General features: G+C 72.4%; 14 protein-coding genes and 1 riboswitch. Of the genes, 5 read left to right on the top strand and 9 right to left on the bottom strand.

Annotation, left to right across the window (positions count from 1 at the left end):
• Nucleotides 1-5 precede the first annotated feature (5 nt).
• Entirely contained in the window at nucleotides 6-1,817 is a 1,812-nt protein-coding gene (locus FHX40_RS20900) for a GTPase domain-containing protein (RefSeq protein ID WP_229788506.1), read from the bottom strand.
• A gap of 250 nt (nucleotides 1,818-2,067) precedes the next feature.
• Here FHX40_RS20900 and FHX40_RS20895 point away from each other — a divergent pair, with 250 nt between their 5' ends.
• Entirely contained in the window at nucleotides 2,068-3,102 is a 1,035-nt protein-coding gene (locus FHX40_RS20895) for a glucosyl-3-phosphoglycerate synthase (RefSeq protein ID WP_142261184.1), read from the top strand.
• Between the two features lie 27 nt (nucleotides 3,103-3,129).
• Here the strand turns inward: FHX40_RS20895 and FHX40_RS20890 are convergent, their stop codons facing one another.
• Nucleotides 3,130-4,491 carry a glycoside hydrolase family protein gene (locus FHX40_RS20890; protein WP_229788507.1) on the bottom strand — a complete coding sequence of 454 codons (1,362 nt, stop codon included), beginning with the start codon at nucleotides 4,489-4,491 and terminating at the stop codon, nucleotides 3,130-3,132.
• A gap of 120 nt (nucleotides 4,492-4,611) precedes the next feature.
• Nucleotides 4,612-5,604 carry a nucleoside hydrolase gene (locus tag FHX40_RS20885; RefSeq protein ID WP_142261183.1) on the bottom strand — a complete coding sequence of 331 codons (993 nt, stop codon included), beginning with the start codon at nucleotides 5,602-5,604 and terminating at the stop codon, nucleotides 4,612-4,614.
• A 109-nt stretch (nucleotides 5,605-5,713) separates the two neighbouring features.
• On the opposite strand from FHX40_RS20885, the gene FHX40_RS20880 reads away from it, so the two are divergent.
• Nucleotides 5,714-6,100, top strand: a complete 387-nt coding sequence (locus FHX40_RS20880; RefSeq protein ID WP_142261182.1) for a DUF488 domain-containing protein — start codon at nucleotides 5,714-5,716, stop codon at nucleotides 6,098-6,100.
• A gap of 154 nt (nucleotides 6,101-6,254) precedes the next feature.
• Here FHX40_RS20880 and FHX40_RS20875 read toward each other — a convergent pair whose 3' ends face one another.
• The 5 genes from FHX40_RS20875 to FHX40_RS20855 form a co-directional block, all read right to left on the bottom strand.
• Nucleotides 6,255-7,604, bottom strand: a complete 1,350-nt coding sequence (locus FHX40_RS20875; protein WP_142261181.1) for a dihydrolipoamide acetyltransferase family protein — start codon at nucleotides 7,602-7,604, stop codon at nucleotides 6,255-6,257.
• Nucleotides 7,605-7,621: 17 nt separating this feature from the next.
• On the bottom strand, nucleotides 7,622-8,635 hold the full coding sequence (locus FHX40_RS20870; protein ID WP_142261180.1) for an alpha-ketoacid dehydrogenase subunit beta: 1,014 nt from the start codon (nucleotides 8,633-8,635) through the stop codon (nucleotides 7,622-7,624).
• A 3-nt stretch (nucleotides 8,636-8,638) separates the two neighbouring features.
• The gene (gene pdhA / locus FHX40_RS20865) at nucleotides 8,639-9,760 is read right to left on the bottom strand and encodes a pyruvate dehydrogenase (acetyl-transferring) E1 component subunit alpha (protein WP_142261179.1); all 1,122 of its coding nucleotides are present in this window, start codon (nucleotides 9,758-9,760) and stop codon (nucleotides 8,639-8,641) included.
• A 40-nt stretch (nucleotides 9,761-9,800) separates the two neighbouring features.
• The gene (locus FHX40_RS20860) at nucleotides 9,801-10,268 is read right to left on the bottom strand and encodes a CBS domain-containing protein (protein ID WP_142261178.1); all 468 of its coding nucleotides are present in this window, start codon (nucleotides 10,266-10,268) and stop codon (nucleotides 9,801-9,803) included.
• Nucleotides 10,269-10,487: 219 nt separating this feature from the next.
• Nucleotides 10,488-12,221, bottom strand: coding sequence for a DUF2235 domain-containing protein (locus FHX40_RS20855; protein WP_211350344.1), 1,734 nt, complete (start codon nucleotides 12,219-12,221; stop codon nucleotides 10,488-10,490).
• Nucleotides 12,222-12,572: 351 nt separating this feature from the next.
• A riboswitch (cyclic di-AMP (ydaO/yuaA leader) is annotated at nucleotides 12,573-12,722 on the top strand.
• A gap of 12 nt (nucleotides 12,723-12,734) precedes the next feature.
• On the opposite strand from FHX40_RS20855, the gene FHX40_RS20850 reads away from it, so the two are divergent.
• Entirely contained in the window at nucleotides 12,735-13,448 is a 714-nt protein-coding gene (locus FHX40_RS20850; protein WP_306465693.1) for a CHAP domain-containing protein, read from the top strand.
• Between the two features lie 262 nt (nucleotides 13,449-13,710).
• Here FHX40_RS20850 and FHX40_RS20845 read toward each other — a convergent pair whose 3' ends face one another.
• The gene (locus tag FHX40_RS20845) at nucleotides 13,711-14,184 is read right to left on the bottom strand and encodes a TIGR00725 family protein (RefSeq protein WP_142261176.1); all 474 of its coding nucleotides are present in this window, start codon (nucleotides 14,182-14,184) and stop codon (nucleotides 13,711-13,713) included.
• 536 nt (nucleotides 14,185-14,720) lie between these two features.
• Here FHX40_RS20845 and FHX40_RS20840 point away from each other — a divergent pair.
• Complete coding sequence (locus FHX40_RS20840; RefSeq protein ID WP_142261175.1) at nucleotides 14,721-15,320, top strand: DUF1349 domain-containing protein; 600 nt, start codon at nucleotides 14,721-14,723, stop codon at nucleotides 15,318-15,320.
• Between the two features lie 220 nt (nucleotides 15,321-15,540).
• On the top strand, nucleotides 15,541-20,631 hold the full coding sequence (locus tag FHX40_RS20835; RefSeq protein ID WP_142261174.1) for a DEAD/DEAH box helicase: 5,091 nt from the start codon (nucleotides 15,541-15,543) through the stop codon (nucleotides 20,629-20,631).
• Nucleotides 20,632-20,634 lie beyond the last annotated feature (3 nt).

Raw genomic sequence — 20,634 nt, 5'->3', positions numbered from 1 at the left:
CGGGGTCATGTCCCGCCTCGCCGCCCGTGCGGCCCGCTGTGCATGGCGGCGCCGTCCTCGTCGCGCGGCCCGCCGGGCGTCGCGGCGAGGTCGAGCGTGTGCCGCCGCTCGCGTACGGCCCGCGCGCACTCGCGCAGCGCCCGCGCGGTGTCCTCGGCCGGGCCCGGGGCCTCGAGCAGCCCGTCGAGCAGGGCGGTGAACCGGGTCATCTCCTCGTCGAGCACGCCGCGGACCCGCCGCCGCAGGTCCTGGCGGGCCCGCTCGGCGAGGGTGCGCACCGCCTGGTCGCCGAAGATCGCCTCCAGCAGCTTCTGGCTGAGCACGCTCGCGCCGCCCGCGATGCCGACCTCGATCCCGGTGAGCCCGCCGGTCGAGGCGAACGCGGCGAGCATGAGCAGCAGCGCGGTGCCGTTCACGCCGAGCGAGGCGAGGCGGGCGGTGGTGCGCCGGTCGGCGCCCTCGGCGCGGACCAGGTCGAGCACGTACCCCTGCCAGTCCCGCACCGCCGCGGCGGCCCGGTCCGGCAGCACGGCCGAGGCCCGGCCCAGCCGCCCGGCGGCCACCACGCCGGCGCGGGCGAGCAGGTCGCGCCCGGCGGGGGTGGCCGACCACGCCTCCAGCGAGCGCTCCGCGGCCCGGTCGGCGGTGGCCCGGATCAGCGCCTCCAGCCCGCTGCCGAGCGCCACCCGCAGCCGGGTGTCCGGCGCGGGCCGGGCGGTGAGCAGCGCGACGATCCGGTCCCGGATCCGGCCGACCCGGGCCTCCAGGGACCGCATGAGCTCGCCGGTGCCGACGAAGTCCTGCCAGCGGGCGAGCACCTCGCCGCGCAGCAGCGACCCGTCGCTCATCCCGTCGTCGAACGCGGCCATGCCCGCGTCGTACGCGCGCTCCACGGCCTCGCGCAGCTCGCGGATGCCGCGCCGCTGCCGCTCCACCGCCTCGGCGAGCGCGGGCACCCGTACCGTGAGGCTGTCGAGCGCGCCGCCGAGCGTGCGCCGCACGATCGCGGCCCGGCTGCGCGCGTCGGCGCAGATCTCGCCGAGCCAGTCCGCGACCGGCCGTACCAGGTCGGCGGGCAGCCGCCCGTGCTCGAGCGGATCGACCTCGGGCACGGTGAACAGCGGCACGTCGCCGAGGCCGTTCGCCGCGAGCAGCCGGGCGAGGTCGCCGCGGACCGGGTCGATCGCGTCGCCGGGCACGCGGTTGAGCACGACGGCGAGGGCGGTGCTGCGTTCCCGGGCGTCGCGCAGGAACCCCCACGGCACCTCGTCGGCGTACCGGGCGGCGCTGGTGACGAACAGCCACAGGTCGGCGGCGGCGAGCAGCTGCGCGGCGAGCTCGCGGTTCGCGGTCACCACCGAGTCGATGTCGGGGGCGTCGGCGAGCGCGAGCCCGGCGGGCAGCGTCTCGGCGGTCACCACGCGCAGCGTCCCCGGCTCGCCCCGGCCGTGCCCGGTGACCCGGGGCAGCCCGGGCAGCACGTTCCGGCCGAGGAACCACTCCTCGTCGGCCGGTCCGGTCACCAGCGTGGGCCCGAGTGTGGTCGGCCGCAGCACGCCGGGCACGGTCACGTCCGCGCCGACCAGCGAGTTGACCAACGTGGATTTGCCCGCGCCGGTCGACCCGCCGACCACGGCGAGCAGCGGCGCGTCGATCGCCTCCAGCCTCGGCAGCAGGTAGTCGTCGAGCTGCCCGGCCAGCTCCCGGCACGCCCGGCGGTCGGCCGCCACGTCCCCCACCGAGAGCGGGAACAGCTCGCCGTCGAGCCGTCGCCGCAGCTCCCGCAGGGCGTCCAGCAGCCCGCTCGTCCCGGCCATGAGGCCACCCTTCCCGCAGCGTGCCGTCCTAGGCCTTCGCACCGGCCCGGCCGGGCACCGGCCGTGGTCACGGCCCCGGTTCCGCCCGGGCGGGATACCCGGCGCCGGTGCCGTACGGCCCGCCCGAGCGGCCGACACGCGCCGAGCGTGGCCGTCCGGACACGGACGGCTGTCGCGCTCCGCGAGGCGTTGGACCCGGAAATGGGGGCAGAGCGAATTCGGCACCCCTACGCACCCCGAGGAGCGCGATATGGCAGATGTGCCGGTCAGCAGCCACGGCGGGGGGATCGCCGCGGCGCAGCGGTGGCTGCGGCGGCGGACCAGCAGGGCCGCGGACTGGCGGCCCGAGCGGCTCGTCGCGGCGAAGGGCGATACCCGGGTGAGCGTGATCCTGCCCGCCCGCAACGAGGAGCCGACCGTCGGCCCGATCGTCGCCACCATCCGCCGGGAGCTGGTGGAGCGCCTGCCGCTCGTGGACGAGGTGCTGGTGGTCGACTCCCACTCCACCGACCGGACCGGGGCGGTGGCGGCCGAGGCGGGGGCGCGCGTGGTTCACCAGGACGCCGTGTTCCCGGAGCTGCCGCCGCTGCCCGGCAAGGGCGACGCGATGTGGAAGGGGCTGGCGGCGACGCGCGGCGACATCGTCGTGTTCGTCGACGCCGACCTGCGCGACTTCGGCCCGCACTTCGTCACCGGGCTGCTCGGGCCGCTGCTCACCGACCCGACGGTGAGCTTCGTCAAGGGGGCGTACGAGCGTCCGCTGTGCCTCGACGGCCGGGTCGAGAAGGGGGCGGGTGGCCGCGTCACCGAGCTGGTGGCCCGGCCGCTCATCAACATGTTCTGGCCGGAGCTCGCCGGTTTCGTACAGCCGCTCGCGGGCGAGTACGCGGGCCGCCGTGAGGTGCTCGAGCTCGTGCCGTTCGTCGCCCACTACGGCGTGGAGCTCGGCCTCCTCGTCGACCTGCTGGAGCTCGTCGGCCTCGACGCGATGGCCCAGGTCGACCTGGGGTACCGGGTGCACAAGCACCAGCCGGTGCCGATGCTCGGCCGGATGGCCGCGCAGATCATGCACACCGCGTGGTCGCGGCTGGAGCGGCAGCGCCGCCTCGTGGCGACCGCGCCGCCCAGCCCCGCCCTGCTCCAGTTCCTCGTCGAGGACGGCGCCGCGCCGGTCCGCGTGTGCGACGTACGGCTGCGGGAGCGGCCCTGCCTCGCCTCGCTGCGCGTGGCCGCCCGGCGTGCCCGGGGCCGCCGCGCGCCGACGGCGGACCGCATCGGCCACTGACCGGGGCGCACCCGACCGCGGGCCCGGTCAGGTGGTGCGCTCGCTCCAGATGATCTCGTACGGCCCGAAGCGGTGGGTCTTGCCGTCCACGTCGGCGACCACGGCCTCGCCGGTGGTGTTCACCATGACCATGCGGTGCCGCTGGGCGAGCACCCGGACCGCCGGGTTCGACGACGTCACCGGCTCCAGCTCGACCCCCGCCGGGAACCACCGCACGAAGTTGCCGAGCAGCTCGTACGCGGGCAGCGGGGTCGCGGTGCGCGGCCGCCACAGGCAGCCGGGGCAGGCGCCGCCCTGCCGCTGCGGGCTCCAGTAGAGTGCGGTGGCCGCGCCGCTGCGGGCGAACTCCATCATCGCCACCGTCTGCACGGCGAGCCGGTGCCGCTCGTCCCACCGCTCCTCCTCCGGCTCGACGTACCACTCGGCCCACCACACCGGCAGGTTGCCGCTCTTCTCCCGCAGCCACCGGGTGACCGCGTCGAACTTGGCGAGCGCCCCGAACTCGTCGGGGAGCAGGTCGTGCTCCTCGGTCACCGAGGCGCCGTCCACCACGATGAAGTCGGCCCCCGCCTTGTGCTCCAGCCAGTACTCGAGCGCGTCGAGCGTGGCGCCGTCCACCACGCCCCACGGCCCGCGCAGCCGCCGGTCGGGGCCGTCGGTGTGGCTGTTGATCGGCAGGTACGGCCCGCCGACCTGGATGTCCGGGTCCACCTCCTTCAGCGCGGCGTACACCTTGTTGTACAGCGCGGTGTACGCCTCGGCGTCCGGCCGCCCGTGCCGGTAGAACCCCTTGAACTCGTTCCACACCAGGTAGTGGCGGACGTGCGGGTAGCGCTTCGCCACCTCGGCGGCGAGGTTGGCGAAGTCGTCGTAGTGCTCGGGCAGCGGCGCCTCGGTGAGCCGGTTCCAGTCGGTCTCGCCGGGCCGGCCGCCCTTCATCCAGTCCGGGGCGCAGCACAGGGTGATCACCGGCAGCCCGCCGGAGCGGTCGATGACCTGGAGGCGCGAGTCGAGGCTGCGCCAGTCGTACCGGCCGGGCGACGGCTCGGGGTTGCTCGCCCCGAAGCCCATGATGTGCTGGTTCTGCAGCATCGGCGCCCGCCGGAAGGCCCGGGTCACCCCCTCGGCCGCGGTCATGGTCTCGTTGTCCACGCTGTACTGGGTGTGCGTGAAGCCCCAGCGCGGCCAGTCCTTGGCGACCGGCGGCGGCTCGGCCGGTGGCGGCTCGGTGCCCGGCGCGGCGCTCGGCGTGGCGGACGGCTCGCCGGAGGGTCGCGGGGGTTCCGAAGAGCAGGAAGCAAGGCTCACGGCGAGCAGGGCCGCGGCCAGGGCGGCCCGCCACAGCGGCCGCCGCGCGCCGTGCCGTACCTCTCCCGGAAAGGATGTCAACGCAAACTCCCCGTGTACTCGGCGGTCGTGTGCGCCCCCGGTCACCACATCCCCTGATGCTCGATCATGCACTTCCGGGGCTAATGCCCCGATAAGAAGCGGGGAGGGGTGGGGGAAAGGCTAGCCTGATCTCCGCTCCGCGGGCGGGCGATCCGCGGTGACCGGCCGGTCGGCGAGCGTCCGCACGGCGTCGAGCATGAGGTCCCAGAAACGTTCACGGTCGAGTTCGAGGGCGACCTGCGCGTTCGGCCGGGCGCCGGTCACCCGGTACAGGTCGACCACGGTCGCGCCGCGGGTGTGCTCGCCGGTCAGCTCCACCGCGACCGGCGCCTCGACGCACCGCACCACCTCGGGCGCGACGATCGCGGCGATCGCCACCGGGTCGTGCAGCGGCGGCGCCGGCATGCCGTACACCTCCCGGTAGGCGTTGCCGTAGAACTCGAGCGACGCGGCGCACGTGGCGGCCAGGCCGCCGCCGATGGCGCGCAGCCGGGCGAACACCTCCGGCCCGGCGAGCGCCTGGTGGGTCACGTCGAGGCCGCACATGAGCAGCGGCAGCCCGCTGCGCAGCACGATGTCGGCCGCCTCGGGGTCCGCCCAGATGTTGAACTCGGCGAGCGGGGTACGGTTGCCCCGGCCCGTGCTGCCGCCCATGAACACGATCCGCTCGATCTTCTCCGTGAGGTCGGGGCGGTCGCGCAGCAGCGAGGCGACGTTGGTGAGCGGGCCGGTCGCGGCGATCGTCACCGGGCGGGACGCGGTCTCGAGCAGGCGCGCGGTCACGGTGACGGCGTCGTCGGCGGCGAGCGGGATCTCCGGCTCGGGCAGCTCGGTGCCGTCGAGCGCGCTGTCCCCGTGGATGCGCGGGGCGGTGTCCTGGCCGCCGGCGAGCGCGCGGTCGGCGCCCGCCGCCACGGGGATGCCGTGGAGCCCGGCCGCGGTGCAGATGCGCAGGGCGTTGTGTGTGACCTTGTCGAGCGGCCCGTTGCCCGCCACCGTCGTCACGGCGAGCAGGTCGATGCCGGGGTGGGCGGCGGCGAGCAGGATGGCGAACATGTCGTCGTGACCGGGGTCGCAGTCGAGCACGACCGGCACCGGGCTCTGGTGGTCCATGGGGACGATTGTCGCGAAAACCGACTGTTTGGACACGGGTGGTTGCCCGGACGCCTTCGGGGAAGGCGGGCCTCAGGGAGGATCGGCCGGTACCGGACCAGGGAGTGTCATGGTGAACCGCATCGGCTTCCGCAGGATCTACGAGGAGCCCGCGCCGGAGGACGGCACCCGGGTGCTCGTCGACCGGGTGTGGCCGCGCGGCCTGCGCAAGGAGAACGCGCCCTTCGACGAGTGGCTGCGCGACGTCGCCCCGTCGACCGAGCTGCGCCGCTGGTACGGCCACGATCCGGCCCGCTTCGACGAGTTCTGCCGCCGCTACCTCGACGAGCTCGCCGACCCCGCCCGACGCGAGGCGCTCGGCCACCTCCGCGACCTCGCCACGCGCGGCCCGCTCACCCTGCTCACCGCCACCCGGGACGCCGAACACAGCCAGGCCGCCGTGCTCGCCGACTGGCTCGCCCACGCGCCCGCCTCCGGTCGGCGCGGCGCTCCCTAGGCGTGCTGCTCGAGCGCATGGCTAGAGCCATGCGCTCGAGCGGTCGTATTCATGATCTCCGCTGTACGGGTCACTGCCGAGATCCGGTCCGGCCGGGTTCGATGTTGTGGGCTTGGGCGGCGCTACCGGTCCGTCCGGGCCAAGGCGCGGCGGGTCACACGACGATGCGGACCGGCTGTTCCAGCAGCGTCTTGAGGTCGGCGAGGAAGGCGGCGCCGGTCGCGCCGTCGAGTACGCGGTGGTCGATGGAGAGCGTGAGCGCCATCGTGACGCCCGGCCGTACCTCGCCGTCGCGTACCACGGGCTGCGGCTTGGCCGCGCCCACGGCGAGGATCGCCGCCTGCGGCGGGTTGATCACGGCGGTGAAGTGGTCGATGCCGAACGGGCCGAGGTTGCTCACCGTGAAGGTGCCGCCCGCGAGCTCGTCGAGGGTGAGCCTGCCGGTACGCGCCCGCTGGGCGAGGTCGTGGGCCTCGTTCGCGATCTCGGTGAGCGTCTTGCGGTCCGCGTCGTGGATGACGGGGACGATCAGGCCGTCGTCGAGGGCGACGGCGAGGCCGAGGTTCACCCGGTGGTGCCGCAGGATGCGCGTCTCCGCCCATGAGGCGTTGAGCGCCCGGTGCTCGCGCAGCATCACCGCGCACGCCTTGAGGATCAGGTCGGTGACGCTGATCTTGGGTCCGCGGTCGGCGAGCGCGGCGTTGAGCTCGGCCCGGTAGGCGAGCAGCGGCTCGGCGTCCACGACCGAGGTGAGGTAGAAGTGCGGGGCCTCCTGCACGCTCCGGGTGAGGCGCTGGGCGGTGAGCCGCCGCATCCGGTTGAGCGGGACCTCGTCGGCGTCCTCCGGCAGGCTCGGCGCCTCGGTCTCGTGCACGATCGGCCCCCGCCCGGCGGGCGCGGCGGCCGGCTCGGCAGGCCGTTCCGTGGGCGCTGCCGGGGGAGGGGCGGCCTTCTCCCGGTCCCGGCGGGCGATCGCGGCCTCGACGTCGGCGCGCACGATGCGCCCGCCCGGGCCGCTCCCCTTGACCGTGGTGATGTCGATGCCGTGCTCCCGCGCGATCCGGCGGGCGAGCGGCGACGTGGGCACCCGGCCGCCCGGCCCGCGCCCGGGCGGCGCCTGCGGCGGTACGGCGTGCCCGCGCGGCGCGGCCTCGCCCTCCCGCTCCGGCGGCGGCGCGGCGGCGGGCGCGCCGGCCTCGGCCGCGGGCTCGGCCCGCTCTTCTGGCTCGGCCTCGGCGGGCGGCGCCTCGCCGGCCGGGGGCTCGGGCTCGCCGTCGCCGATCACGGCGACCGGGGTGCCGATCGGGACCGTGTCGCCCTCCTGGACGAGGATGCGGGTGAGCCGTCCCTCGTCGTAGGCCTCCAGCTCCATCGAGGCCTTGTCGGTCTCGATCTCCGCGATCACGTCGCCCCGGCGCACCATGTCGCCCTCCCGCTTGAACCAGCGGCTGAGCGTGCCCTCCTCCATCGTGTCGGAGAGGCGGGGCATGATGATCTCTGGCATGGCAGTCTCCTGGACCGTCAGCGTCGGCCGGTGGGGGAGGGCGTGAAGCGGGTGGCGTCGAGGATCTCGTGCACCACCCGGGTGAGGGCCGTGGCGTCCGGCATCGCGGCGAGCTCCAGCGGCTTGGCGTACGGCAGCGGCACCTCGGCGCTCGCCACCCGCCGTACCGGGGCGTCGAGGTAGTCGAACGCGCCCTCCTGCACGGTGGCGGCGATCTCCGCACCCACGCCGTAGCTGAGCCAGTCGTCCTCGAGCACGACCGCGCGCCCGGTCTTGCGCACCGACGCGCAGATCGTGGCCCGGTCGAGCGGGCGCAGGCTGCGGACGTCCACCACCTCGGCCGAGATGCCCTGCTCGGCGAGGCGGCGGGCGACGTCGAGCGCGACCACGGTGGCCCGCGAGTAGGCGATGATCGTCAGGTCCTCGCCCTGGCGGGGCACGGCCGCGGTGCCGATCGGCACGGTGTGGTCGCCGTCCGGCACCTCGCCCTTGGTGTTGTAGAGGGCGAGGTTCTCCAGGAACAGCACCGGGTCGTCGTCCCGCACCGCGCTGGCGAGCAGGCCCTTGGCGTCGGCCGGGGTGGCCGGGGCGACCACCTTCAGCCCGGGCACGTGCGCGTAGAACACCTCCAGGTTCTGCGAGTGGGTGGCGGCGAGCTGCTGCCCGCCCCCGCCCGGGGTGCGGATCACCATCGGCACCGACACCTGGCCGCCGAACATGCCGCGCATCTTCGCCGCGTGGTTCACGATCTGGTCGATCGCGAGCAGGCTGAAGTTGATCGTCATGATCTCGACGATCGGCCGCAGCCCGAGCATCGCCGCGCCGACCGCGGCGCCGGTGAACCCCTCCTCGCTGATCGGGGTGTCCCGCACCCGGCGCGGCCCGAACTCCTCCAGCAGCCCCGCGGTGATCTTGTAGGAGCCCTCGAAGACGCCGATCTCCTCGCCCATGAGCAGCACGTTCTCGTCCCGCTGCAGCTCGGCGCGGAGCGTGTCGCGCAGCGCCTGCCGGTAGGTGATGACCCGCCCCACCGCTCACTCCTCCCCGGTGGCCGGGCCGCCGCACGGCAGCGGGTCCCCGGGCAGCTCGCGGGGCGCGTTCGGCACCGGCGTGGCGTACACGTTGGCGAACAGCGACTCCACGGGCGGCGGGGGACTGTTGTCCGCGAACTCGATCGCGGCGGCCACCTCCCGCTCGGCCTCGTCGTCGATGCGCGCCGCCGACTCCTCGTCGAGCACGCCGTCGTCGATGAGCCGGGCGCGGAACGCGGGCAGCGGGTCGAGCTCGCGCAGCCGCCGGGTCTCCTCGGCCGACCGGTAGCGGGCCGGGTCGACGACCGAGTGGCCGCGCAGCCGGTAGCTCACCGCCTCCAGCAGGTACGGCTTGTGCTCGGATCGGGCCCGGTCCATCGCGGCCTTCGCCGCGTCCCGCACGGCGAGCACGTCGTTGCCGTCCACCCGCTCGCCCGGGATGCGGTAGGCGCAGCCGCGCCGGTACAGCTCCGGCTCGCCGGAGGCCGCCTCGACCGGGGTGCCCATGCCGAGCAGGTTGTTGACGATCACGTACACGATGGGCAGGTTCCAGATCGCGGCGAGGTTGAGCGACTCATGGAACGCGCCGATGTTCGTGGTGCCGTCGCCGAGCAGGCACATCACCGCCTCGCCGTCCGGGCTCGGCCCGCCGCGGTAGGCGATGGCGAGCGCGGCCCCGGTGGCGGGCGGGAGCTGGCCGCCCACGATGCCGTACCCGCCGAGCAGCCGCAGGTTCCAGTCGAACAGGTGCATCGAGCCGCCGAAGCCGCCGGACATGCCGGTGGCCCGGCCGAACAGCTCGGCCATCACCGCGCCGGGGTCGGCGCCGCGGGCGAGCGCGTAGCCGTGCTCCCGGTAGGTGGTGAACAGGTAGTCGGCAGGCCGCAGCGCCGCCATCAGGCCCACCACCGTGGCCTCCTCGCCCAGGTTGAGGTGGCAGTAGCCGCCGATCTTCGCCCGGGTGTACATCTCGGCGGCGCGCAGCTCGAAGGCCCGGATCAGCGCCATCTGGCGGTAGTAGCCGACGAGCACCTTGGGGTCCTCGGCCGCGGTGGTCCGGCCGTGCCGTCCGGGCTCGGCCCCGGACCGGCGGTCGCCCTGCGGGCCGGGCTGGGTGGATGCCATCGTCGCGCCTCCTACGGGGTGTGGGGTGGGGTGTGCGGGCTCAGCTCCCCGGGGCGGGTTCCTGCAGCGTGAACCGGCCCGCCTCGGCCTGGCACTTGGGGCAGCGCGCGGGCGGCCGCTCGCCGTGCACGACCTCGCCGCACACGGAGCACGCCCACTCGGTGGTGAGCAGCGCCATCACGTCCGAGCGGCTGACGATGCCCACCATGCGCCCGCCGGAGAGCACCGGCACCCGGCGGATGCGCCGCTCCACGAGCAGGTGCCGTACCTCGTCGACGTCGGTGTCCTCGGTGACGCAGATGACGGCGGTGGTCATCACGTCGGCGGCGGTCCGGCCCTCGCGGGCGAGCAGGTCGTACTCGCTCACCAGCCCGACCACGGCGTCGCCGTCGTCGACCACGGGGACCGCGCTGATCCGGCGGGAGCGCAGCAGCGCGGCGATCTCGGGAACCGTGGTGTCCCGCCGCACGGTGATCACCGGGGCGGTCATGATCTCCTTGACCTTCACTGAGCCTCCTTGCGGGCGCCGTGCGCCGGGAAGCGGGGGCCTGCGCCGCCGCCGGACCGGCCCCGGCGACTGTCCCGGTGCTCGCCTGCCCTACCCCGATCCGCCGCGTGCTCACGTGCGCCCGGCTTTCCCGGCCCGCCGTACGGCACGGCCTCCGGCGTGACGCAGGCCCGGCATTCCCCCCGCAAATGCCGGGCCTGCACGCACCGAGCCGGCGGCTCAGGCCTCCTGCACCTCGCGGCGCATGCGGCCTGCGCCCGCGCCGGCCCGGCGCGAGCCTGTGGTGGCACGGGTGGTCCCGTCGCCGGAGTTCGCCCCGACGGGCGCGGCGTCCTCGGTGAGCGGGTGCATGAGCCCGCCCGCGGTGAGGACGGTGTGCGGGGTGCCCGCGACCAGCCGGGCCACGGTGAGACGCACGCTGCCCTGGTTGTTGCCGTAGAAACCCCAGGCGTCGTTGGCGAACGCGTACAGGTAGCCGCCCTTGGTCACCCGGCACCGGGTGCCCCGGCCGATCGCGATGCGCTCGTGCGCGTGGTGCACGCCGTTCACCGCCACCGCGTCGTTGGCGATCACGCCGACCAGGAACATCCACGGCAGGTCGCTCTCCCGCTGGGTGCCGACCAGGCTCGCCAGCTCGTTGCCGGTGAGCATGCGCAGCAGCCGCTCGCCGCCGCCGAGCAGGCTGCCGAGCATGCGCAGCCGCTCCCGCATCGGGTTGAGGCCGCGCATCCCCTGCGTGCCCTCCGGGCCGGAGAGGATGTCGCCGTCCTGCCACATGCCGTCGGCGATGAACCGGTACTCGCCGGGCTCCAGGTAGAGGCCGGTCTCGTTCCACGGCTCGTGCGCGAACACCTCGATGGTGCGCTCCTGGCCGGGCGCGAGCACCCGGGTCGGCCGGTACGGCCCGCCGGTGATGGGCGGCTTCTGGTGCCGCTCGTAGACCGACTCGTGCAGCTCCCGGGTGGGCCGCTGCGGGTCGATGCGCGGCACCGCGCGCGGCCGCGGGCGCAGCAGGATCTCCCGCACCGGCCTGAGCATCGGGTCCACCACCTGGTCGAGCACGCCGATGGCGCCGAGCTCGTCGTCGTGCATGACGTCGAACGGGTCGGGCTCGATCTGCTCCTCGACGGTGGCCTTGTGGAAGCCGAGCCGGATCGTCTCCCGGGCCTCGTCGATCATCCAGCGCAGCGCGCCGTCGCTGAGCCCGCGCTCGGGGTGGCCGCCGCCCACGTCCATGTGGCTGCCGGGGAACCACACCTGCTGCACGTCCTGGTTCGGCCCGAACGGCCCGGTCCACAGCGCCGGCTGGTACGGCTCGCGCCGCTCGTCCATGGCGAGCGCGTGCCGGCCGTACCGGATGTGCGGGTTGAGCCGCAGGTCGTGGAAGCGCTGCGGCCGGTCGAGCAGGTTGAGCAGGCCGAGGTGGTCGGGCACGCCGAGGGCGCCGACGGTCTCCCAGACGCCGATGAAGTGCACGGGGATGTTCTCCGCGTCGTCCGGGTCCCAGCGGAAGGTGAACCCGTCGCGCCACCCGGGGTCGCGCCGGTCCCGCCGCCGGTACCCCTCGCGGTAGAGCCGCTTGATCTGCGGCCAGATCGTGTGCTCCGGCATCTTCGAGGTGTCGATGAGGCCGCAAGCGGAGATCATGCCGGCGAGGCTGCGGGCGGTGTAGGCGCCGCGGCTGAAGCCGAACAGGGCGATGCGGTCGCCGGGCTCGTACCGGGTGGTGAGCCACAGGTAGGCGTCCATCACGTTCCGGGACAGGCCGAACCCGGTGGCGCCGCCGAGCAGCCGGTTGCGGACGGTCCCGACACCGGGTTGGTAGTAGGCGAGCTGTGGATTGTCGTTCTCGTCCTTCTCGGCGAGGGCGTTGTACAGCCGTCGCACGTTGGTGATGGTCCGGTCCTCCGCCGTGTTCCAGGTGCCGTCGCAGCACACGATGAGCTGACGCATGATCCCAAGTCCCCCGAGCCGGATTGGCTACTGATAGCAGTTGCTACGCTACCCTTCGTGGTCAACGGGAAAACTCCCGGACCAATCGGGCGATAGTGGCGCGGGGTTGCGGCGCCGGGCCGGACGGTACGGCGGCGCCGCCGGGGCGGGCGGCTGACCTGGGCAAAGGTAAAATTTCCGGCCCGAAACGCCATCGTTATCGAGCGTCCGGAAGATCCTTCTTGCGACCTGTTTGCGGGGTTTGTCCGAATCGTTTACCTTTCTGCGCAAGGCAAACGGCTCGGTGATCCGGCCGGCCCGGGCCCGCCCTTTACAACCTGTCCGTCGTCCCGTCGGCATGCTCGCATGCCGCGGGCGCGGCCGCCGAGTCCGCGACCCTCGCGGAGCCGGGGACCCACCTCTCCCCGGGGTGAATCGGCGCGCGTCTCCCGGCGTGCGCCGTAGGGCCAACTTCCAGGCCCGAACCCGTCAGCTAACCCGGTAGGCGGCATGGAAGAAGGAGTAAAGCCCCCGATGTCCATGTTTCGTCCCTCCTGGGCGCGTAACGGCGCGAACCTTTCCCACGCCATCGCCTGCACCCTGATCGCCGCAGGCGCGCTTCTCCCCGCGACCCCCGGTCTCGCCGCGGCCACCGACTCCGGAAGCGGTACGGCACAGCACGACGGCCGCGCGCCCGAGACGGACGACGCGAGGCTCACCCCGCTGCAGCGGATCGCCAAGGACCTGCCGAAGGTCACCGCCCAGGACGTGCTGCGGATCGCGGCGAGCAAGATCGGCGTCACCGAGAACGCGTACGGCGGCGGCACCGAGTTCCACGAGTGGTACATGAACTCCCCGCGCGCGCTGGAGACCCTCGCCCGCGACGGCGGCACGCTCCAGGGCTACAAGAACGCCCCCTGGTGCGCCATGTTCGTCTCCTGGGTCGGCGAGCAGGCCGGCATCCGCCCGATCATGGGCTGGGACGCCTACACCGTGACCTACGCCAAGTGGTTCCGGGCCAACGGCCACTGGGGCACCGACGCCGCCACCCCGGGCGCGGTCGTCTTCTTCGACTGGTCCGGCTCCGACGACATCGAGAAGATCGACCACGTCGGCCTCGTGGAACGTGACAACGGCGACGGCACCATCACCACGATCGAGGGCAACACCGGAAACGGTAAAGTCGAACGCCGGGTGCGCCCCAAGTGGCAGGTCGTGGGCTACGGCTACCCGCCCTACGCATCCTGACCGCCGGGCCGTACCCCACGAGCCGGAGCATCCAGGCCGATCAGGGCAGCGTGGCCTGGATGCTCCTTCTTTCCGTTCCCGTCCGGCGGCGGTACGGCGGGCCCGTCCGGCCCGGCGGCGCGCTCCCAGGAGGCCGAGGACTCGGTCGGCCGGCCCGAGCGCCCGGGCGGGCTTCACCGGCACGCAGGGGCGTATCCTCGCGTTCCGGCGGCACCTCGGCCGGACGCCCGGGGCGTACCCGCGGCGGCTCGCCTGACCCCTCTCATGGCCACAGGCCGGTGAGTTCGAGGGCGTGCGCCGGGCCCGTGGCGTACCGGATGCCGGGGACGACCTCGCCGTGCTCGTCGTACACGCGCCAGCCGCCGAGCTGGACCACGGGGACGCGGCCGCGCCGCATCGCCAGGGCGAGCTCGGACAGCGTGCCCCACGACCCGCCGACGGCGATCACCGCGTCGGCCGAGTTCACGATGATCGCGTTCCGGGCCTCGCCGGCCCCGGTGGGGATGGCGACGGTGAGGTACGGGTTCGCGCCCTCCCGGTCGGCGCGGGACAGCACGCCCACCACCGTGCCGCCCGCCTCGTGCGCGCCCTGCGCCACCGCCTCCATCACGCCGGTGTAGCCGCCGCACACCACCACGGCGCCGCGCCCGGCGAGCAGCCGCCCCAGCTCGTAGGCGTTCCGCCGCTCCTCCGGCGTACAGTCACGCGGCCCGCACACCGCCACCTGGATCGCCACGCCACCCCTCCTCCATCGCGCTGCTCGGCACCTTCCGGCAGGCAATCATGGCCGTCCCGCACGTGCTCCGCAGGCGAGGGTACGGCGCGGCGATGCGGCCTGCCGCGTCGGCGGCCGGGCCGATCCGGGTGGCCGTGTCCGTGATGAGATGTCCGGTGCCATGCCGGGCTTGCGGACGCGGCCGCCGGATGCTGTCCACGCCATCCCTGTGCCCGGCCGGGGTGTCAGCCGACGATCTCACGAGCCGTGGCCGTATCCGCGGCCCCGGGGACCGGCGATCCGGCGGACAACGCCGTCGTCGTGGCCCGTCTCGATGACCGGCGTTGCACGTTTCTTTCAGCACGAGCAGTCGGCGAGGGGCGCGGGCATTGGACCGACGCACGCCGTTGCCGCTCACGTTTCCGCTGGTCGGAGCCGTTGGGCCGGGGCTGCCACCGGCGACCGGGACCGGGTCGTGCCTCCGCGGCTGCCGGGTGTATCAAAGGTTTCCCGGCGACCGTCTTGGCGGTCGTCCCCGCGTGGTTACGCTGATCTGGATGATCGAGCCCGCAGTCCTGCCCGCCTTCCCGGCCCCGTTGCGGCGGCTGAACGAGCCCGCCGCCTGGCGGATCGAGGGCGACGACGCGCTCGTCCTGTCCGCCGGCCCTCGCACCGACCTGTTCACCGACCCCGGCGGCCCGGGCCGCTACGCGAACGCGCCCGCCCTCCTCGGCCGCCTCGACGGCGACTTCACCCTCAGCGCCCGGATCACCGCGGACCTCACCGCCACCTACGACGCGGGCGTGCTGCTGCTGTACGCGGACGAGGACCGGTGGGCGAAGCTCTGCCTCGAGCTCTCCCCGCAGGGCCGTCCCACCATCGTCTCCGTCGTGACCCGCGGCGTCTCCGACGACTGCAACTCGATCCCCGTGGACGGCGGCGACGTCCGCCTCCGCATCTCGCGGCTCGGCCCCGCGTACGCCTTCCACGCGGCCGTCGGCTCGGACTTCTGGCACCTGATCCGCTACTTCGCCCTCGACGGCGAGCCCGAGGTCGGCTTCCTCGCCCAGTCACCCACCGGCTCCGGCTGCACCGTCCGCTTCGGCGAGATCACCTACTCGCCGAAGCTGCCCTCGGACATCCGCAGCGGCGAGTGACGTCAAGCGCAGTAGGTAGACGCCACGAGGCTGCGTATGGTCGCCGCACCTCAGCACTAACCGCAGCCCAGGTAAGGGACCGTCCATGCCCGCACACCGGTACATACCGGACATGTGCGGGATCGGAGCGGGGCAATGATGCAGGTTCGTATCCCTAACCGAGGCGGCTACGGGATACCGTGCTCCACGGCAGGTAGAGACGGCGCGGATGCGGACAGAAATGGATGTCTTTCAGGTCCACGAGCAGCTGATTGCCGACTACGCGGCATTCACTCTGGGTTTCACGGAGATCCGGAACCGCAGGATCAGGGAACACGTGGAGAACCGGCTGAGTGCCGGTGAGCAGTGGCCCGATCCCTACCTGGCGCTCAACCCGAATTACGCTCCCGGCGGGTCGATACCCGACCTGGTGCGGAAAGGCTTGCTGCACCCGGAGTGCGAGAAGATCTTCCGTCTCGGCAAGGGCGAGGGAGGAGAGGAAAAGGATCTCCAGCTGCACCGGCACCAGCGCGAAGCCGTGGAGATCGCGAGGACCGGGGTGAGCTATGTGCTCACCACCGGTACCGGCTCAGGGAAGAGCCTGAGTTACATCGTCCCGATCGTGGACTGGGTGCTTCGCCGCAAGGATGAAGGCACCTACCGCCCCGGTGTTAAGGCGATCATTGTCTATCCGATGAACGCACTGGCGAACAGCCAGGTCTTGGAGCTCGAGAAGTTCCTTCGGCAGGGATACGGTCGAGGCCAGGAGCCGGTGACGTTCCACCGGTACACCGGTCAGGAGAGAGGCGAGGAGCGCGACCGTATCCTCGCCGACCCGCCGGACATCCTGCTCACCAACTACGTGATGCTCGATCTGGTGCTCACCCGGCCCGAGGAGCGGAAGCACCTGATCACCGCGGCACGCGGCCTGCACTGGCTGGTGCTGGACGAGCTGCACACCTACCGGGGCAGGCAGGGCGCCGATGTGGCGATGCTGGTGCGCCGGGTGCGCGACGCGTGCGGTGCGGAGGACATCCAGTGTGTCGGCACGTCGGCGACGATGACCACCGAGGGCAGCGAGCCGGACCGCCGGAGGAAGGTGGCCGAGGTCGCGACCCGGCTGTTCGGGGTTTCGGTGTCCAGCGCGCATGTGATCGGCGAGACGTTGGAACGTGTCACCACGGGGGATCCCGCCGCCGTCACTGACCTGACCGTCCCCGAGGATTACGAGAGCTTCATTGCCAGCCCGCTCGCCTCCTGGGTGGAGACCCGTTTCGGGGTGACCGAGGAGCTCACCCGTCCTCCTCGCCCGCTCACGGTTCGCGAGGCGGCGCGCGAACTCTCCGACCTGACCGGGCGTTCCGAGAAGGATTGCGTCGAGGCGATCCAGGCGACGCTGCAGCGCGGGGCGTCGCTCATCCATCCCCGCACGGAGCGGCCGCTGTTCGCCTTCCGCCTGCACCAGTTCCTCTCCAAGGGCGACGACGTCTATGTGAGCATCGAGCCGGAGGACACCCGATACATCACCAGCCGCTATCAGACCGTCGTCCCGGAGCCGGGTAAGGAGGATCACATCCTGGTCCCGGTGTCGTTCTGCCGGGAGTGCGGCCAGGAGTACCTGACTGTCCGCCGAAGCGACGATCGGGGCATCACACGGTTCACGTCTCGCCGGGAGAGCGACGTGAGCGGCGACGAGACCGACGGGTATCTATACGTGTCAGACGACTTCGCCTGGCCGGACAACACCCGGATCGCCATCGATGAGCAGCGTCTGCCGGAGCCGTGGCTGGAGACCCTGCCAGACGGCTCACTCGACGTCGTCGCCGCCAAGAAGAAGTATCTCCCGGAGATCGTGCACGTGGCTCCGGACGGCCGCGTTGTCTCCTCCGATGAGGAAGGCACCAGGGCCGCCTATATCCCCTCGCCGTTCACCTTCTGCCTGCGTTGCCGTACCTCCTACGAGCAGATCCGCGGCAGCGACTTCGCCAAACTCGGTTCGCTCGCGGTGGAGGGCCGCAGCTCGGCCACGAGCGTGATCAGCTCGTCCGTGGTCCGGACCCTGCGCGAGGATCCCGCGGTCCCGCAACAGGAACGCAAGCTGCTGGCGTTCACCGACAACCGGCAGGACGCGAGCCTTCAGGCGGGCCACTTCAACGACTTCGTCCAGGTGGTGCAGCTGCGGGGTGCGCTGTACCGGGCCCTTCTCGACGCGCCGGAGGGTCTCACACACAAGGAGATCGTCCAGCGCGTGACCGACGCTCTCAACCTCCGGCTGGCCGACTTCGCGCAGAACCCGGAAGCGCGGTTCACCGTCGAACGCAATACCTGGCAGGCGCTGCGCCAGGTTATCGCCTACCGCCTCTATGTGGACCTGGAGCGCGGCTGGCGCATCACCATGCCCAACCTCGAACAGACCGGCCTGCTTAAGGTGGACTACCTCGATCTGCCGGACATCGCCGCCGCCCAGGACCTGTGGGACGACCGGCACCACGCGCTCCGCGACGACGTGCCCGAGCATCGCGAGGAGCTGCTGCGCACACTCCTGGACGAGTTGCGCCGCGTGCTCGCGATCGATGTTGACTGCCTCACCCCGACCGGTTTTGAGCAGATCAAGGAGGACAGCCGCCACTACCTCAAGGAACCGTGGGCGATGGACCGCAACGAGCAGCTCGTCTCCACGGCCATCGCCTATCCGCGCCCCGGCCGCAAGGGCAGCCGCGATCTGCACCTGACCGGCTACGGCGTGTACGGAAGGTACCTGCTCAAGCAGAAGGAGTTCCGGCACCTCGATCTCACCCGCGACGACGCCACCGCGATGATCCGCGACATGCTCGCCGTGTTGGCGAAGTGCGGTGTGCTCGCCGAGGAACGGGACGGCTATCAGATCAAGGCGTCGTCCATCCTGTGGAAGCTCGGGGACGGCAAGGGCGCAGAGGACCGGCTGCGCAAGCAGGTCGCCTCCGACAAGGGCCCGCGCGTGAACCCCTTCTTCCGGGACCTCTACCGCGAGAAGGCCGCCAACCTCGCCGGCATGCTGGCGCGCGAGCACACCGCCCAGGTCAGCAGTCAGGTGCGGGAGGAGCGCGAGCAGCGGTTCCGCGAGGGCGACCTGCAGGTCCTGTACTGCTCGCCGACCATGGAACTCGGCATCGACATCAAGAGCCTCGGCACCGTGGTGATGCGCAACGTCCCGCCCACCCCGGCGAACTACGCCCAGCGCGCGGGCCGGGCGGGCCGCTCCGGTCAGCCCGCTCTGGTGGTCACCTACTGCGCCACGGGCAACGCGCACGACCAGTACTACTTCCGCCACCGCGATCAGATGGTGGGCGGCTCGGTGGCCGCTCCTCGCCTCGACCTCACCAACGAAGACCTGATCCGCTCGCACGTGCACGCGATCTGGCTCGCCGAGACCGAGCTACCGCTGGACGCCTCCATCGCGGGCATCGTGAACGTGGACGCTGAGGGGTTCCCGCTCTTTCCGGAGGTGGCGAAGGCGATCCACCGGGAGGACGCCCGGCAGCGCGCGGCCGAGCGGGCGCGTTTCGTGCTGGCGGGACTGGTTTCCGAGCTCGAGAACACCTCCTGGTGGCACCGTGACTGGATCGACCGCGCGGTGGCCGACGCCCCGAAGGCGTTCGACGCGGCGTTCGATCGCTGGCGCGACATGTACGCGACCGCGAAGGCGGAGCGGGAGGAGCAGCACCGCATCATCGGCGACCACTCCACGAGCAAGCCGGTCCGCGACGCGGCCATGGCCCGTCGTCGGGAGGCAGAGAACCAGCTTCGGCTGCTGTGCAACGAGGAATCCGAGGACGTGCTGAGCGACTTCTACTCCTACCGCTATCTCGCCGCCGAGGGATTCCTCCCCGGATACTCTTTCCCCCGGCTTCCGCTGCGCGCCTACATCCCCGACCGCAAGGGCGACTCCGAGGGAGAGTTCATCCACCGCCCCCGCTTCATTGCAATCAGGGAGTTCGGCCCCGACGCACTCATCTACCACGAGGGTTCCCGCTATCAGGTGAAACAGGTCCAGCTCTCCCCTGCGGAACAGGGCTCGGGCAGCCTCGACACCCGCTCCGCCCGCCACTGCGAGCACTGCGGCTACCTGCACGAGACCCAGGTAGGCACGGACGTGTGCGAGGAGTGCGGCGGCCGGCTCGGCAGGACGATGAACCGGCTGCTGCGCCTCCAGACGGTGAAGACCGTGCGCCGGGACCGCATCTCCTCAGACGAGGAGGAGCGGCGCCGCGCCGGCTACGAGCTGGTCACCTCCTACCGCTTCAACGATCACGGGGCACGACCGGGACGCTTGGTGGCGACCGCCGTCCAGAATGGCCGCACGGCCCTTGAGCTGCGGTACGGCGACTCGGCCACGGTCCGTGTGACGAACATGGGCCGCCGTCGGCGCCGCACCGATGGCTTCTGGATCAACGTGCGTAACGGCAGGTGGCTGTCGGAGAAGGACGCACTGAACCCCGAGCTCGACCGCGCCGACGACGCGGACCTGGTCCAGAACAAGCAGCTGGTACTCCCGTACGTGGAGGACAGCCGCAACATCCTCGTCACCCGCCTGCCCCGGAAGGTCGGCACCGAGGAGGCGATCAGCTTCATGTACGCGCTGGAACGCGGCATCGAGGCGGAGTTCCAGCTGGAGGACAACGAGCTCACCAGCGAGCTTCTCCCGGATCACGACCGGCGCGGCCGGGCACTATTCATCGAGAGCTCCGAGGGCGGCGCGGGGGTGCTGCGCCGTCTCGTACTGGAGGAGCACGCCCTCGCCGCCGCGGCCCGCCGCGCCCTGCGGATCGCCCACTTCGACCCGGAGACGGGTGCGGACACCGGCGGCACGATCAACGGTGAGCGCTGCGCCAAGGCCTGCTACGACTGCCTGCTGTCCTTCAGCAACCAGCCCTTCCACGACCTCATCGACCGCCGCCGCGCCCGCGACCTGCTGCTCGCCTGCGCCGGTGCCACCGTCATCAAGCCCGCGACGACCAGGCAGGGGGACCTGTGGGAGCAGGTACGGCTCCGCGTCGAGGGTGATGATCCCCGCCATGCCTTTGTCGTCTGGCTGGAGGAGCACGAGCACCGCCTCCCCGAGCGGGTCGCCCCACGGCTGGACGGCTGCTCGGCGCGACCGGATCTGGTGTATCCCGGTGTCGCCGTGTTCGTCGACGGCCCGGATGACGCCGCCACTCCCGGCCGCGACGAGGAAGCGGAGGAAGAGCTTCGCGATCGTGGCTGGAGTGTCATCCGCGTGCCGTACGGTGGGGACTACGCGGAGATCGTAAAGAAGTACCCGAGTGTGTTCGGTGTCGGCAGGAGGGGATGAGCA

It is taken from the genome of Thermopolyspora flexuosa (genome assembly GCF_006716785.1).
Lineage (GTDB): Bacteria > Actinomycetota > Actinomycetes > Streptosporangiales > Streptosporangiaceae > Thermopolyspora > Thermopolyspora flexuosa.
Note: the sequence above shows the minus strand (reverse complement) of the source record. Positions and strands in the feature narration are given on the sequence as shown.

Coding starts and splice junctions, on each gene's coding strand:
- FHX40_RS20900 (WP_229788506.1), bottom strand. CDS start 1,817: ATGGCCGGGACGAGCGGGCTGCTGGACGCCCTGCGGGAGCTGCGGCGA.
- FHX40_RS20895 (WP_142261184.1), top strand. CDS start 2,068: ATGGCAGATGTGCCGGTCAGCAGCCACGGCGGGGGGATCGCCGCGGCG.
- FHX40_RS20885 (WP_142261183.1), bottom strand. CDS start 5,604: ATGGACCACCAGAGCCCGGTGCCGGTCGTGCTCGACTGCGACCCCGGT.
- FHX40_RS20880 (WP_142261182.1), top strand. CDS start 5,714: ATGGTGAACCGCATCGGCTTCCGCAGGATCTACGAGGAGCCCGCGCCG.
- FHX40_RS20875 (WP_142261181.1), bottom strand. CDS start 7,604: ATGCCAGAGATCATCATGCCCCGCCTCTCCGACACGATGGAGGAGGGC.
- pdhA (WP_142261179.1), bottom strand. CDS start 9,760: ATGGCATCCACCCAGCCCGGCCCGCAGGGCGACCGCCGGTCCGGGGCC.
- FHX40_RS20855 (WP_211350344.1), bottom strand. CDS start 12,221: ATGCGTCAGCTCATCGTGTGCTGCGACGGCACCTGGAACACGGCGGAG.
- FHX40_RS20850 (WP_306465693.1), top strand. CDS start 12,735: ATGTCCATGTTTCGTCCCTCCTGGGCGCGTAACGGCGCGAACCTTTCC.
- FHX40_RS20840 (WP_142261175.1), top strand. CDS start 14,721: ATGATCGAGCCCGCAGTCCTGCCCGCCTTCCCGGCCCCGTTGCGGCGG.
- FHX40_RS20835 (WP_142261174.1), top strand. CDS start 15,541: ATGGATGTCTTTCAGGTCCACGAGCAGCTGATTGCCGACTACGCGGCA.